This window comes from Streptomyces polyrhachis (assembly GCF_042663125.1).
GTDB classification, from domain to species: Bacteria; Actinomycetota; Actinomycetes; order Streptomycetales; family Streptomycetaceae; genus Streptomyces; species Streptomyces polyrhachii.
Map to the genome: position 1 here is coordinate 85,240 of NZ_JBHSZO010000011.1, position 13,660 is coordinate 98,899.

The following is a 13,660-nucleotide window of genomic DNA, read 5'->3' on the forward strand; positions in this document are numbered from 1 at the left end:
CCCGTGCCGCCCGCGGCCGTAGTGCGAGAATCGGTCCGGACCCCCCAAGCTAGGAGACGCGCATGGCACCGGCGATCCCGCCCACGATGGACCGGCCGCACTTCATCGGTATCGGCGGAGCCGGGATGTCCGGTATCGCCAAGATCCTCGCCCAGCGCGGTGCCCGGGTCGCCGGCAGCGACGCCAGGGAGTCGCCGACCGCCGAGGCGCTGCGCGCGCACGGCGCCACCGTGCACATCGGCCACGACGCCGCGCACCTCACGCCGGACACCACCGCCGTCGTCGTCTCCTCCGCCATCCGCGCCGACAACCCGGAGCTGGCCGCCGCCCGCGCCGCCGGCATCCCGGTGGTCCACCGCTCCGACGCCCTCGCCGCGCTGATGGACGGGCTGCGTCCGATCGCCGTGGCCGGCACGCACGGCAAGACCACCACCACCTCCATGCTCGGTGTCGCCCTGCGCACGCTGGGGCTCTCCCCCTCGTACGCGATCGGCGGCGACCTCGACGAGCCCGGCTCCAACGCCGAGAACGGCGCCGGGGAGTTCTTCGTCGCCGAGGCCGACGAGAGCGACCGCAGCTTCCACACGTACGCGCCCGAGGTCGCGATCATCCTCAACGTGGAGCTGGACCACCACGCCAACTACGCCTCGATGGACGAGATCTACGAATCCTTCGAGATCTTCACCCGCCGCATCACCCCCGGCGGCACCCTCGTCCTGGCCGCCGACCAGGACGGCGCACGCGAGCTGCGCGGGCGCCTGGCACCGGAGTTGGCCGTCACCACCTACGGCGAGGCCGCCGACGCCGACGTGCGGGTGCTGTCCATCACCCCGCGCGGGCTGACCAGCGAGGTCACCGTGCTGCTCGACGGCGAGGAGCTGGCGTTCACCGTCAGCGTCCCCGGCCGCCACTACGCCCTCAACGCCGTCGCCGCCCTCGCCGCGGGCGCCGCGGCGGGCATCCCGGCCGCCGAACTCGCGGCGGCGCTCGGCTCGTACACCGGGGTCAAGCGCAGGCTGCAGCTGAAGGGCAGCGCGGCCGGCGTCCAGGTCATCGACTCCTACGCGCACCACCCCACCGAGATGACGGCGGACCTGGAGGCGATGCGCGCGGCCGTCGGCGACGAGGGGCGCATCCTGGTGCTCTTCCAGCCCCATCTCTTCTCCCGTACCCAGGAGTTGGGCCGGGAGATGGGCGAGGCGCTGGCCCTCGCGGACGCCTCGGTGGTCCTTGACATCTACCCGGCCCGCGAGGACCCGGTCCCCGGCGTGACGTCGGCGCTGATCGTGGACGCGGCGCGGGCGGCGGGCGCGGACGTCACGCCCGTGCTGGCCAAGGAGGCCGCTCCCGGGGTGCTGGCCGCGATGGCCAAGCCCGGGGACCTCGTCCTGACCATGGGCGCCGGGGACGTGACCGACCTCGGGCCGGGAATCCTGACCGCTCTGGAGGCGTGAGTCGATGTCGTACGAGATCGAGAAGTCGGACGAGCAGTGGCGTGCGGAGCTGACGCCGCAGGAGTACCAGGTGCTGCGCGAGGCCGGCACCGAGCCGCCGGGTGTCGGTGAGTACACCGACACCAAGACGGAAGGCGTCTACGACTGCCGCGGCTGCGGGGCGGAGCTGTTCCGCTCGACGGAGAAGTTCGACAGCCACTGCGGCTGGCCGAGCTTCTACGACCCCGCCCGCTCCGAGGCGGTCGAGCTGATCGAGGACCACTCGCTCGGCATGAAGCGCACCGAGGTCCGCTGCGCGACGTGCGGCTCCCACCTGGGCCACGTCTTCGAGGGCGAGGGCTACCCGACCCCGACGGACCAGCGCTACTGCATCAACAGCGTCTCGCTGCGGTTGGCGCCGCGGGACGGGGAGTAGGCGGGGCGCCGGACACCCGGCGCGCAGGCGGGACCGGAGGGCCGCGGGATGCCGCGGCCCTCCGGCGTGCGGGCGAACGGCGGTCGACGGGATACGGAACTTCCGGTGGGCGTCTTCTGTGCGGGCTCGGGGCGGGTCATGCTCATGGCTGGCTCCGCGCGCCCGGTGCGAGGCCGCCGCGTCGTCGATCCCGGGAGGAAACCGTGTACCGTCCCACCCGCCGCCAAGCCGTCGCCACCCTGACCGCCGCCCTCGGCGGCGCTGCGGCCGGACTCGTGCTGCCCGCTCCCCGCGCCGCCGCCCACGAGGCCGGCGCGACCCCCCTGCGGCGTGCGCACGCCCACAACGACTACCTGCACGCGCGGCCGCTGCTCGACGCCCTCGGGCACGGCTTCACCTCCGTCGAGGCGGACATCTTCCTGCGGGACGGGCGCCTCCTCGTCGCGCACGAGGAGGCGACCCTCGACCCGGCCCGTACGCTCGAAGCGCTCTACCTCCAGCCGCTGGCGCGGCGCGTCGCCCTCAACCGGGGGAGCGTGTACGCCGGTTACCCCCATCCCGTGCAGCTGCTCGTCGACATCAAGGACCGGGGCGAGGCGACGTACCTGGAGCTGGCCCGCGTACTGCGGCGCTACCGGGGGCTGTTCAGCTACGCCGTCGACGGCCGCGTCCACCCGCGTGCCGTCACCGCCGTCATCTCCGGCGACCGCGCGGCACGTGTGCCGATGGAGGCCGAGCGGGTGCGCTACGCCTTCTACGACGGCCGCCTCACCGACCTGGAGACGGACGCACCCGCCTCCTTCATCCCCCTGGTCAGCGGCAACTGGAATGCCGGCTTCACCTGGCAGGGCGTCGGCGAGATGCCCGCCGACCAGCGCGAACTGCTCCACCGCATAGCCGGGTTGTGCCACGCGCGCGGCCAGCGGCTGCGCTTCTGGGCGACCCCCGACGTGGCGGGCGAGGCCCGCGACGCCGTGTGGAGCGAACTGCTCGCCGCCGGCGTCGACCACCTCAACACGGACGACCTGGCGGGGCTCGAAGCGTTCCTGCGTGCCCGCGGCGGGGCATAGAGGGGGCACAACGGCACGGATAGCGGGCCCGTACCACGGGTAGGATCGCTTCAAGATCGCGCGTGCGAGTGGGGGGCGCCATGGGGGTATTCCGCTGGGGACGCGGTGAGCGCCGCGACGGGCGCGCCGCGCCGCGCGACACCGCTTTCGAGTTCTTCTCCGCCACCGAGGGCGCGCTCTTCCGCCGCTCGGTGCGCGAGGCGTTCGCCGAGCACGGCCTGGAGGTGACGCTCTACGCCGAGCACGCCGTGGACGACACCGGCCGCGAGTTCGGGCTGAACAACCTGGCGGCCAGCTGCCACCACGACGAGCGCGGCGTGCGATTGTGGCCGCAGCTGGTGCGCCGGCACATCTCCGTACTGCTGCGCACCCTCGACGGCCCCTCCGCGCTGGAGACGATGGCGCCCGAGCAGCTGCTCGGGCGCGTCTACCCCCGGGTCGTGGAGTCCGCGCTGGTCGAGCGCGGCCCCTTCGACTACGCCCGGCAGCTGACCCCCGGCCTGTCGGAGGTGCTCGCGCTCGACCTGCCGGAGAGCGTGATGCTGCTCAACGACGAGGCGCTGGACCCGCTGGGCGGCGCGGCGGCGCTGCGCGCCCAAGCCGTGCGCAATCTGCGGGAGTTGCCCGTCGAGGGGCACGAGGCGGTCGACCAGGGCGACGGGCAGCGCTTCCACGTGGTGATGGGCGACTCCTTCTTCACCGCGAGCCGGGTGCTGCTGCTGGACGAGCTGGTCCAGCGCGTCACCGGCCGCCCCCTGGGCCCGGACGGCGCGCTGGTGGCGATGCCCTTCCGCCACCAGCTGGTCTTCCACCCCATCGAGGACATCCACGTCATCCCGAGCCTCGGCGGCATGGCACGCTACGCGGCGGCCGGCCACGAGGACGCGGTCGGCCCCGTCAGCCCGCACATCTACTGGTGGCGCGGCGGACTGCTCACCCAGCTCAGCGAGATGGCCGAGGGCACGGTGACGGTCACGGTGGGCGTGGACCTCCAGCAGGTCCTGGAGCGGCTGGCGCAGGAGGCGGATCGGGAGGGGTGAGGGGCGCGGAGGTGGGGGACGCGGAACTGTTCCCCCCGGACCTGCCGGTCTTCACGGAGCTGGGCCGCCGCGAGCCGCGCGCCCGCGCGTGGCTCGACGGGCTGCCCGCGCTCGTCGCCGCGTACCGCGACGCCTGGTCGCTGCGGCTGAAGCGCCCCTATCGCGGCGGCAGTTGCTCGTGGGTCGCCCCGGTCGAGACAGCCGACGGCGCACCCGCGGTCCTCAAGCTGACCTGGCCCCACCCCGAGGCCGCGGGAGAGGCCGAGGGACTGCGCATCTGGGACGGCCACTTCGCCGTACGCGCGCTGCGGGCCGAACCGGCCGACTTCGCACTCCTGGTGGAGCGCTGCACCCCCGGCGGAGCACTGGCCCGCGCCGACCACCTCCCCGCCGGGACGCGCCTCGGGCTGGGCGCGGCGGTGCTGCGGGGGCTGTGGGGCGTCGCGGTGCCGACCGGGCACGGGCTGCCGCTGCTCGGCGCGGTGACGTCCGGCTGGGCGCGGCTGGTGGAGGAGCGGATGGCGCGGCTGTCCCCCGGCTACGACCCCGGCCTCGTGGCGCGCGGCGCGGCGCTGCTGCGCGAGCTGCCCGCCTCCGCCACCCGCTCGGCCGTCGTCCACGGCGACTTCAACCCCGGCAACGTACTGGCCGCCGAGCGCCTGCCGTGGCTGGCCATCGACGCCAAACCCATGGTGGGGGACCCGGGTTACGACGTGTACCCGCTGCTGGAGCAGATCGACGACCCCTACGCGCTGCCGTCCCCCGACCGGGTGCTCGCCGAGCGGCTGGCGCTGCTGGCGGACGTACTGGACGAGGACGCGCGGCGGCTGGCGGCGTGGGGGACGGCGCGGCGGGTGGAGACGGCGCTGTGGCTGGCCGACCGGGGGGATCGGGGCGGGGGAGCGGAGGCGATGCGCCAGGCGCGGCTGCTCGCGGGGGCGGCGGGGGTGTGACCGTACGGCGAGGTGATCCGTACCGGCGGGTAGTCAAGTGGGGCGCGGTGGCGGAGAATCCTTGCGGAGCAGGGAGGAGCTCGTCGTGAGCCAGTCGTACGGTAACTACCAGCCCGAGATCTACCTCAACGGGCTGGCCGACCAGACGCCCCCGTTCACCACCGACCCCACGCGGCTGGCCGAGGCCGCCCGGGAGCGGCTGGCGGACGGGCCGTACTGGTACGTGGCGGGGGCGGCCGGGTCGGGGGCGACCGAGCGGGCCAACCGCGCGGCCTTCGACCGCCGCCGGCTCGTCCCCAGGATGCTGACCGGCGCCACCGAGCGCAGCCTCGCTACCACCGTGCTGGGCGAGGAGCTGGCCGCGCCCGTCCTGCTCGCGCCCGTCGGGGTGCAGGGCATCCTGCACGAGGACGGGGAGCTGGCCACCGCCCGCGCCGCCGCCGGCGTCGGGGTGCCGATGGTGCTCTCCACCGCCTCCTCGCACACCATCGAGGACGTCGCGCAGGCGAACGGCGCGGGGCAGCGCTGGTACCAGCTGTACTGGCCCAACGACGACGACGTCACGGTCAGCATCCTCGACCGCGCGCGCAGGGCCGGCTTCACCACCCTCGTCGTCACCCTCGACACCTGGACCCTGGCCTGGCGCCCCCGCGACCTCGACCAGTCCTACCTGCCCTTCATCCGCGGCGTCGGCTGCGCCATCCCCTTCTCCGACCCGGCCTTCCGCGCCGGGCTGGCCAAGCCGCCGGAGGAGGACGTCCTCTCGGCCGTGCTGAAGTGGGTGCCCACCTTCACCGGCACGGACAAGACCTGGGACCGGCTGCCCTTCCTGCGCCGGCACTGGGAGGGGCCCATCGTGCTGAAGGGGATCCAGCACGTCGGCGACGCCCGCCGCGCCGCCGCCGCCGGCATGGACGGCATCGTCGTCTCCAACCACGGCGGCCGGCAGGTCGACGGCGCCGTCGCCTCACTGGACGCGCTGGAGCCGATCGCGGCGGCCGTGGGCGAGCGGCTCGACGTCCTCTTCGACTCGGGCGTGCGCACCGGCGCCGACGTGCTCAAGGCGCTGGCGCTGGGCGCGAAGGCCGTGCTGTACGGGCGCCCGTACGCCTACGGACTGGCGCTCGGCGGCGAGGACGGCGTACGCCACGTCCTGCGGAGCCTGCTGGCCGACCTGGACCTGACACTGGGCCTGTCGGGGCACTCCTCGGTGGCCGAAGTGGGGCCGGGGAGCCTGTCGTTGGAGTAGCTCAGGGGTTCGGTACGTAGCCGAGGTCGACCGGCGGGGCGGGCAACGCGGCGAGGAGACCGGGGAGGTGCGGCGGCCACAGGTCCTCGGTCGCGGTGGCCAGCTCCCCGGGCGTCCACCACTTCCAGGTGAGGATGTCGTCGTCCGCGTGGCGGGCGACCGCCCCGGGGGTCGGTTCGCGGTGCGGGCCGCGGGCCAGGTAGATGTGCTCGGACTGGCGCACCGGCACGCCCTGGCGGGTGAAGTCGTGGGTCCAGGTGCACAGCAGCGGGCCGGGCTTGAGGTCCGTCCAGCCGGTCTCCTCCTCGACCTCGCGTAGCACGCCGTCGAGCGGCGACTCCCCCGGCTCCAGACCGCCGCCGGGCATCGCCCAGTAGGTGGGGATCTCGCCGGGCGGATAGCGGAAGAGGAGGACGGCGCCCGCCGGGTCGAGGATCGCGAGGCGGGCGGCTGTTCGCGGAGTGCGCATGGCGATCATGCTAGGAGGTGCGGCGCAGTACGGCCACGGAGTTCGGGGGGAGGGTCAACGTGCCGCTTCCCGCGGGGCGTTCGGGTACGCCCCAGTTCTCGATCAGGGTGGCGGCCGTCTCCAGGTGGACTGCTTCCGGGCCGAGGTTCACCGCCACCTCGACGTCGCCGCGTCCCAGCCGGACCACCGGGCCTGGCGTTACGTCCACGCGTAGGCGCGTCAGGTCCGGGTCTGTGAAGGCGGGGTGGGTGCGGCGTAGGGCGATGAGGCGGTGGTGCCAGGAGAGGAGGGCTGCGTGCGGGGAGCGGGTCCGTTCCGTCCGGTCCAGGCAGGAGCGGGTGCGGGTGGCAGGGTCCTGGGGGTCGGGGATCTCCTCCGCCGCCCAGCCGTGTGCCGCGAACTCCCGGCGGCGGCCCCGGCGTACAGCCTCCGCCAGCTCCGGGTCCGTGTGGTCGGTGAAGTACTGCCAGGGCGTGCGCGCACCCCACTCCTCGCCCATGAACAGCATCGGCGTGTACGGGCCCAGCAGGACCAGCGCCGCCGCGCACGCCAGTCGGCCCGGCGGGAGCTTCGCCGCCAGGCGGTCGCCCTGGGCGCGGTTGCCGATCTGGTCGTGCGTCTGGGCGTAGGACAGGAGGCGGTACGCGGGCACGGCGGCGCGGTCCAGCGGGGCGCCGTGGGGGCGGGCCCGGAAGGAGGAGTACGTGCCGTCGTGGAAGAAACCGCCGGTGAGGGTCTTGGCCAGGGCGCGGGCGGGGTCGGCGGCGAAGTCGGCGTAGTAGCCGGTGGACTCGCCGGTCAGGGTGGCGTGCAGGGCGTGGTGGAGGTCGTCGTTCCATTGGGCGTGGACGCCCAGGCCGCCGGACGCGCGCGGGGTGGTGGTGCGGGGGTCGTTGAGGTCTGACTCGGCGATCAGGAAGAGGGGGCGGCCCAACTCGGCTGAAAGCGCGTCGACTTGGGCTGACAGCTCGGCGAGGAAGTGCGTGGCGCGGGTGTCGTGCAGGGCGTGGACGGCGTCCAGGCGCAGACCGTCGAGGCGGTAGTCGCGCAGCCAGGAGAGCGCACTGCCGGCGAAGTACGCCCGCACCTCGTCCGACCCCGGTCCGTCGAGGTTCACCGCCGCGCCCCACGGGGTCTGCCGGCCGTCGGTGAAGTAGGGGCCGAAGGCGGGGAGGTGGTTGCCGTGCGGTCCGAGGTGGTTGTGGACCACGTCCAGCACCACGCCCAGGCCGTGGCCGTGGGCCGTGTCGACAAAACGCTTCAGCGCCTCCGGGCCGCCGTAGGGTTCGTGCACGGCCCACGGGCCCACCCCGTCGTAGCCCCAGCCGTGGACGCCCGGGAAGGGGGACAGGGGCATCAACTGCACGTGTGTCACGCCGAGTTCGGCCGGCTCGCCGAGGTGGTCCGCCGCCGCGTCGAGGGTGCCGTCGCGGGTGTACGTGCCCACGTGCAGCTCGTACAGCACCGCGCCGGGCAGCGGGCGCCCCGGCCACGGATGGCGCCAGGGGTAGCGGCCGTGGTCGTACACCGCGCTGGGGCCGTCCACCCCCGCCGGCTGCCGGCGCGAGCGCGGGTCGGGCAGCAGCGGGCCGCCGTCCAGCCGGAACCCGTACGGGTCGCCGTCCCCGGCCGGCGCCTCGACCTCCCACCAGCCCCGCCCCCGCGCCCGCAGGGGCCGAGCCCGCCCCGCGAGCACCAACTCCACCCGCCGGGCGCGCGGCGCCCACACCTCGAACAGCATTCCCCCATGGTGGGGGCGGAGATGCAACTGCGCCACGGCGCCTCGGACATCACGCCTCAGTGCATGAAGTAACGCTCCTGGACGATGGGATACCCCGCCTTCTCGAAGTTGCGGGCCATCGGCGCGTTGCCGAAGTCCGTCGAGGCGACGATCTTCGGTACGCCGGCCTCCGCCAGCACGTGCGTCGTCTCGGCCAGCAGGTCGTAGGCGTAGCCGTGGCCGCGCTGAGCGGGGACGACGCCGATGAAGCCGACGATGGGGTTGGTCTGGTTGCGGGCCGGGATGTGCAGCCCCACCAGCTCGCCCTGCTTCGTGTACGCGAGCTGCCACCACTCGCGCGGCGAGGGGCACCACTGGAAGAACTCCAGCTCCTCGCGCGCCGCCTGCTCGACGCCGCCCTCGTCGATCGCTCTGCGGGCGTGCGCGTCGAGGGTGCCCTGCTCGACCAGGCGCAGGACGTCGAGGATCCTCTCGTCGTCGGGCTCGGCGCGGAACTCCAGGCGTCCGGGGCGCTCGGGCAGCCCGCAGTCGGGCGTCCACTCGTACTGGAAGCGCTCCACGAGCGGCTTCATCCCGGCGGCCGACGCGGCGTCGATACGGGCCTGCGCCTGCGCGCGCACGGCAGGGTCGTCCCGCCAGTGCGCCGGCAGCAGCTGCACGTACTCGGCGCGCAGCGGCGCCGTGCGCAGCAGTTGCACGGCGGCCTCGGCGTCGGTGAAGTCGAACCAGTCGAGGGAGATCGGCTCCTCGTCCTTCGGGCCCGCCCACCAGGCGGCGCGGGCGACGACGCGCTCGCCGCGCAGGGCGACCCAGCACCAGTCGAGGCGGTACTCACCGCCCTGCGCGAGGCTCGCCCAGGGGTGGCCGAACGCGCTCTTGCCCAGGGCGGGGTGGTCGGGGATCTGCTGGAACAGGTGCTCCTCGCCGGCGGCGAGGGAGCGGATGACCAGATCGGTCACAGGGTTTTCCTTCCGGAAGGTGAGCGCTCACTCTCGCCGCACTGTGCGCGTTTCTCAACCGAATTCGAATCAGCGTGCGTTGAGCACCTTCACCACGATCGGACCCGCCGCGTCGCGCCCGTGCCCGCCGCCCTGCACCCACGCGGCGGCGGCTATGCGCCCGTCGCCGCTGAAGGCCGTGAACCAGCTGTCGGCCTTCGCCCCGTCGACCTCCGCCGTGCCGGTCTTGGCGCCCGAGCCCGGGGGCAGCCCCAGCCCGGCCGCCGTGCCGGTCCGCACGGCCTGGCGCATCATGTCCCGCAGGTAGCCGCCCACGGTGCCGGGGAGCGGGCTGGCCTGGGCGAGGGGCTTGCCGACCTCGGGCAGCAGCACCGGCTGGTGGAAGGCGCCCCGGCTGACGGTGGCCGACACGGAGGCCATGTTGAGCGGGTTCATCGTGACGGCGCCCTGGCCGATCAGCGCCGCCCACTTGGCGTCGCCGCTGCCGGTCGGAACGCTTCCGTCGGCGGACTTGATGCCCGTGGTCCAGTCGTTGCGCCCCAGCCCGAAGTAGCGGCTCGCGGTCTCGGAGAGGGCGCTGTCGCCGAGGGGGGCGGAGAGGTTGGCGTAGTGGAGGAACCCGGTGTTGCACGAGCGGGCGAAGTTCTCCATGAGGGTGGAGTCCCCGTCGATACCGACCAGCCCCTCGTCGTTGCGGAAGGACTTGCCGTTCTTGATGGACAGGCTGTCGAAGCACTTGGTGGTGCTGCGCGGCGTGGTCGAGGGGGAGGCGGTGAAGAGCGCCGCCGCCGTGACGATCTTGAACGTCGACCCCGGCGCCCGCCCGCCCATGAACGCGGCGTTGAAGTCGACGTCGCCGGAGTTCGCCACGGCCAGCACCCGGCCCGTGGCCGGGTCGACGGCCGCCACCGAGGCGTCGTCGTAGCGCCCGACGGCCTTCTCCGCCGCCGCCTGCACGCCCGCGTCGAGCGTCGTCTCCAGCCGCGCCGGCCTGCCCTTCGCCACGGTCAGCAGCGTCTTGCCGCTCTCCCCGCCCCGGATGCCCAGCTCCACCCCGGGCTCACCGGAGAACTTGCCCGCGTAGGTCTCCCGCAGCCCCGCCAGCACCGGCCGCAGCGAGGGGTACTTCGCCGGGTCCAGGGACTGGCCGTTGCGGTCCACCGCGTCCACCTGCGGGGCCTGCGCCTCGCCCGTCACCAGCGACTCGCCGGCGCCCAGCTCGGGGTGGAGCACCGAGGGCTGCCACTTGACGAGCGGCCTGCCCGTCACCGAGCCCCGTACGACCGTCAGCTTCGACTCGTACGACAGCGGCTTGCTTATCCTGCGGTAGACGACCTTCGCCTTCACACCGAAGGCGACCTCGGCCCCCTGCGGCGGCTTCGGCGTGAAGACCGGCTTCTTGATCAGGGCCTCCGCGCCGTACCCCCGCAGCCCCGTCAGCGCCGCCGCGTCCGCGTCCGTGAGCGCGGCGGCCTTGGGCAGCTCGCCCTTCGACCAGGCGGTGAGGAACGCCTGTGCCGCGTCCGCGACCTCGTCGCGCGTCAGCGGCCCCGTCCGCCGCTCCGAACCGGACGCGGACGAGCCGCCCAGGCCGCCCATGATGTTGTAGACCCCCAGCCCGGCCAGCGCCACCATGGCGACGACGACCAGCCCGAGCAGCCATTTCCCAGCGGAACGCATCCGCCCACCCCGTTTCCCCGTACCTCACCCGCCCCCGCGGGCAAGCGCAATCTAACCCGGGGCACTGACAACGCTGTGGGCGCTCCCGTCACGATTTCGCCGCACTTCGCCGGGCAGCGTACGGCGTTCCCGCACAGGAGAGAGGAAAACGGGCAGGGCGGTGGGCTGCTAGGGCCGGTTCTGGGGCCGGTCCTGCTGCCGGTCCCGGGGCGCGGTCCGTACGAGCAGCGCCACCGGTGATCCGGCGAACAGCTCCGCCGCCCGGACGCGGCCGTGCAGTGGTGGTGCGGCGGGGCGCAGGGTGTCGTGCCAGTCGCCCGCCGGGAGGGGGAGCGCCGTGTCGCGCCAGCCGCCCGCCCGCTCCAGGACGCCCGCCAGCCGCGTGACCGCGGTGATCACCTCGTCGGAGCGGGTGAACGCCAGCAGGTGGTCCGCTGCCGGGCCTGCGGCGGGGAGGGGCGCGTACGTCCCCCGGTGGTCGAACCAGTCCGGGTGTGTCCGCCGCAGTCGCAGCGCCGTCGCCGTCAGGTCGCGTTTACCGTCCTGCGGGCCTGCTCCCGGCTCGTGGGGGCGCGGGGGGAAGTGGGGGATGCGGCGGTTGTCCGGGTCGACCAGGGCGAGGTAGCGCGACTCCGTGCCCTGGTAGAGGTCCGGTATGCCCGGCATCGTCAGGTGCAGGAGCGCGGCGCCCAGTTCGTTGGCGTCGATCGCCGCCGCGCGTTCGTTGGCGAACAAGGACGTCATGTACGCCCCCGGCCCGCACGGGCCCGCCTCGGTGAACGCGCGCACCGCCGCCTCGTACGCGGCGTCGGGCTCGGTCCACGTCGTGCGCAGCGCGGCCTCCCGTACGGACTTCAGCAGCGCCGGCACCACCGCGTCCGGGTGCGGGAAGCCGATGCCGTACGAGGTCTGCCAGGCCGTCCAGGCCAGGTGCGCGTCCGGCGGCGGGGTGGGGCCGGGCCGCAGCGAGGCGAGGAAGGCGGCCCACTGCGCCGGGTACTGGGCCAGCACCGCCGTGCGGGCCCGGACGTCCGCGCTGCGTTTCGTGTCGTGCGTGGTGAGCACCGTGCCCGTGTGCGGCCACTCCCGCTGGACGTACGCGCAGTGGGCGTGGAAGGACTCCGGCGTGATTGCCGGCGCCTGCGGACAGCCGCCGACCTCGCAGGCGGACAGCAGGGGGGTGTAGCGGTAGAACGCCGTGTCCTCCACCGACTTGGCGCGCAGTGCCGAGGCCGTCTGGGCGAACCTGGCGCGGAAGTCCGCGTGTTCGGGGCCGTCCCCGAGCCGTCCCAGCGCCGCCTCGCGGACCACGTCCACCGCCGTCGCCTCCTGCGGTACGCGGAAGGCCGCGCGGGCGCCCTCCGCCGCCTCCGTCAGCAACCGCACGTCCTGCGGCCGGGGTTCACCGCCCGGTGCCACGTACGGGCGGTAGACCGGCAGCCGTACCAGCGTCTCGCGCACCGCCCGCTCCAGCGCCCACGGCGCGTGGTCCGCCAACCGGGGGTCGCCGGCGCAGATCCGCCCCGCCGTACGCACCAGCCGGGCGACCTCCGCCGCCAGCTCCCGCGTCACCACCCGGTACGCGGCCCGGCGGCGCGTCGGATCCCACGCGCCGCCCCGGTCGGGGGCGACCCCCGTGAACTCCCGGTAGTGGTCGGCCAGTTCGGCCGCCCCGGCCGCCGGTACGAGCACCCCGTCCACCTGCCGCAGCGCCTCGTACCCCGTCGTCCCCGCCACCGGCCAGTCCCCGGGCAGCCGCTCGCCGTCCGCGAGGATCTTCTCCACGACCGTCCAGCACCGGCCGCCCGTCGCCGCCCGCAGCCGCGCCAGATAGCCCGCCGGGTCCGCCAGTCCGTCCGGGTGGTCGATCCGCAGGCCCGCCAGCACCCCCTCCCGTACGAGCCGCACGATCGTGGCGTGCGTGGCCTCGAAGACCTCCGGATCCTCCACCCGCACGCCGATCAGCGAGGAGACCGTGAAGAAGCGCCGGTAGTTCAGCTCGGTCCGCGCCAGCCGCCACCAGGACAGCCGGTAGTGCTGGGCCGCCAGCAGAGCGGGCAGCGCCAGCCCCTCCGTGCCGGCCCGCAGCGGGAACTCGTGCTCGTGGTAGCGCAGTACGCCCCCGCCGACCTCGATGCGCTCCAGTTCCTCCCCGAGCGGACCGGCCAGCACCGGCATCAGCAGCCGGCCGCCGTGTTGCGACCAGTCGATGTCGAACCAGCGCGCGTACGGCGAGGCGCGCCCCTCCCGCAGCACCTCCCACAGCGGCGCGTTGAGCCGCTCGGGCGCGGGGACGGCCATGTGGTTGGGCACGAGGTCGGCCACCAGCCCCAGCCCGTGCCCCCGCGCCGCGGCGGCCAGCGCGCGCAGCCCCCGCTCGCCGCCCAACTCGGCCCGTACCGCCGTGTGGTCGACCACGTCGTAGCCGTGCGTGGAGCCGGGCACCGCCTCCAGCACCGGCGACAGGTGCAGGTGCGAGACGCCCAGCGAGGCGAGGTAGGGCACCGCCTCCGCCGCCTCCGCGAAGCCGAAACCGGGCTGGAGCTGCAGCCGGTAGGTGGCGGTGGGCACCGGATACGAAGGGGTCACGGAAGCGGGCATGTCACGCAACTACCCATGCGGGCAGGGAA

Annotated in this window: 11 protein-coding genes; 6 read left to right on the forward strand and 5 right to left on the reverse strand. The window is 74.3% G+C overall.

The genetic code is table 11. The features are described 5' to 3' along the window. The first annotated feature begins 62 nt into the window (after positions 1 to 62). The 6 genes from murC to ACFQLX_RS09550 all read left to right on the forward strand — a co-directional run bounded on the left by murC (position 63) and on the right by ACFQLX_RS09550 (position 6,181). Positions 63 to 1,454: a UDP-N-acetylmuramate--L-alanine ligase gene (gene murC, locus ACFQLX_RS09525; protein ID WP_386413757.1), complete on the forward strand. Its 1,392-nt coding sequence runs from the start codon at positions 63 to 65 to the stop codon at positions 1,452 to 1,454. Between the two features lie 4 nt (positions 1,455 to 1,458). Then, the gene (gene msrB / locus ACFQLX_RS09530) at positions 1,459 to 1,869 is read left to right on the forward strand and encodes a peptide-methionine (R)-S-oxide reductase MsrB (RefSeq protein ID WP_386413758.1); all 411 of its coding nucleotides are present in this window, start codon (positions 1,459 to 1,461) and stop codon (positions 1,867 to 1,869) included. A 203-nt stretch (positions 1,870 to 2,072) separates the two neighbouring features. Then, positions 2,073 to 2,939: a phosphatidylinositol-specific phospholipase C/glycerophosphodiester phosphodiesterase family protein gene (locus ACFQLX_RS09535; protein WP_386413759.1), complete on the forward strand. Its 867-nt coding sequence runs from the start codon at positions 2,073 to 2,075 to the stop codon at positions 2,937 to 2,939. An 80-nt stretch (positions 2,940 to 3,019) separates the two neighbouring features. Further along, entirely contained in the window at positions 3,020 to 3,979 is a 960-nt protein-coding gene (locus tag ACFQLX_RS09540; protein ID WP_386413760.1) for a hypothetical protein, read from the forward strand. An 11-nt stretch (positions 3,980 to 3,990) separates the two neighbouring features. After that, entirely contained in the window at positions 3,991 to 4,932 is a 942-nt protein-coding gene (locus tag ACFQLX_RS09545; RefSeq protein ID WP_386413761.1) for an aminoglycoside phosphotransferase family protein, read from the forward strand. Between the two features lie 85 nt (positions 4,933 to 5,017). Continuing rightward, on the forward strand, positions 5,018 to 6,181 hold the full coding sequence (locus tag ACFQLX_RS09550) for a lactate 2-monooxygenase (protein WP_386413762.1): 1,164 nt from the start codon (positions 5,018 to 5,020) through the stop codon (positions 6,179 to 6,181). Position 6,182: 1 nt separating this feature from the next. Here the strand turns inward: ACFQLX_RS09550 and ACFQLX_RS09555 are convergent, their stop codons facing one another. The 5 genes from ACFQLX_RS09555 to treY all read right to left on the reverse strand — a co-directional run bounded on the left by ACFQLX_RS09555 (position 6,183) and on the right by treY (position 13,631). Further along, positions 6,183 to 6,650 (reverse strand): NUDIX hydrolase, encoded by a 468-nt coding sequence (locus tag ACFQLX_RS09555; RefSeq protein ID WP_386413763.1) that lies wholly within the window; start codon positions 6,648 to 6,650, stop codon positions 6,183 to 6,185. A gap of 10 nt (positions 6,651 to 6,660) precedes the next feature. Beyond that, positions 6,661 to 8,391 carry a malto-oligosyltrehalose trehalohydrolase gene (gene treZ / locus ACFQLX_RS09560; protein ID WP_386413764.1) on the reverse strand — a complete coding sequence of 577 codons (1,731 nt, stop codon included), beginning with the start codon at positions 8,389 to 8,391 and terminating at the stop codon, positions 6,661 to 6,663. 56 nt (positions 8,392 to 8,447) lie between these two features. Continuing rightward, positions 8,448 to 9,350, reverse strand: coding sequence for a GNAT family N-acetyltransferase (locus ACFQLX_RS09565; protein WP_386413765.1), 903 nt, complete (start codon positions 9,348 to 9,350; stop codon positions 8,448 to 8,450). A 69-nt stretch (positions 9,351 to 9,419) separates the two neighbouring features. Beyond that, the gene (locus ACFQLX_RS09570) at positions 9,420 to 11,030 is read right to left on the reverse strand and encodes a penicillin-binding transpeptidase domain-containing protein (RefSeq protein WP_386413766.1); all 1,611 of its coding nucleotides are present in this window, start codon (positions 11,028 to 11,030) and stop codon (positions 9,420 to 9,422) included. A 168-nt stretch (positions 11,031 to 11,198) separates the two neighbouring features. Then, positions 11,199 to 13,631 (reverse strand): malto-oligosyltrehalose synthase, encoded by a 2,433-nt coding sequence (gene treY / locus ACFQLX_RS09575; protein ID WP_386413767.1) that lies wholly within the window; start codon positions 13,629 to 13,631, stop codon positions 11,199 to 11,201. Positions 13,632 to 13,660: the final 29 nt, after the last annotated feature.

Excerpts from the sequence above, each read along its gene's own strand:
- msrB (WP_386413758.1), top strand. The coding sequence starts at position 1,459 with ATGTCGTACGAGATCGAGAAGTCGGACGAGCAGTGGCGTGCGGAGCTG.
- ACFQLX_RS09570 (WP_386413766.1), bottom strand. The coding sequence starts at position 11,030 with ATGCGTTCCGCTGGGAAATGGCTGCTCGGGCTGGTCGTCGTCGCCATG.
- treZ (WP_386413764.1), bottom strand. The coding sequence starts at position 8,391 with ATGCTGTTCGAGGTGTGGGCGCCGCGCGCCCGGCGGGTGGAGTTGGTG.
- murC (WP_386413757.1), top strand. The coding sequence starts at position 63 with ATGGCACCGGCGATCCCGCCCACGATGGACCGGCCGCACTTCATCGGT.
- ACFQLX_RS09540 (WP_386413760.1), top strand. The coding sequence starts at position 3,020 with ATGGGGGTATTCCGCTGGGGACGCGGTGAGCGCCGCGACGGGCGCGCC.
- ACFQLX_RS09555 (WP_386413763.1), bottom strand. The coding sequence starts at position 6,650 with ATGCGCACTCCGCGAACAGCCGCCCGCCTCGCGATCCTCGACCCGGCG.
- treY (WP_386413767.1), bottom strand. The coding sequence starts at position 13,631 with ATGCCCGCTTCCGTGACCCCTTCGTATCCGGTGCCCACCGCCACCTAC.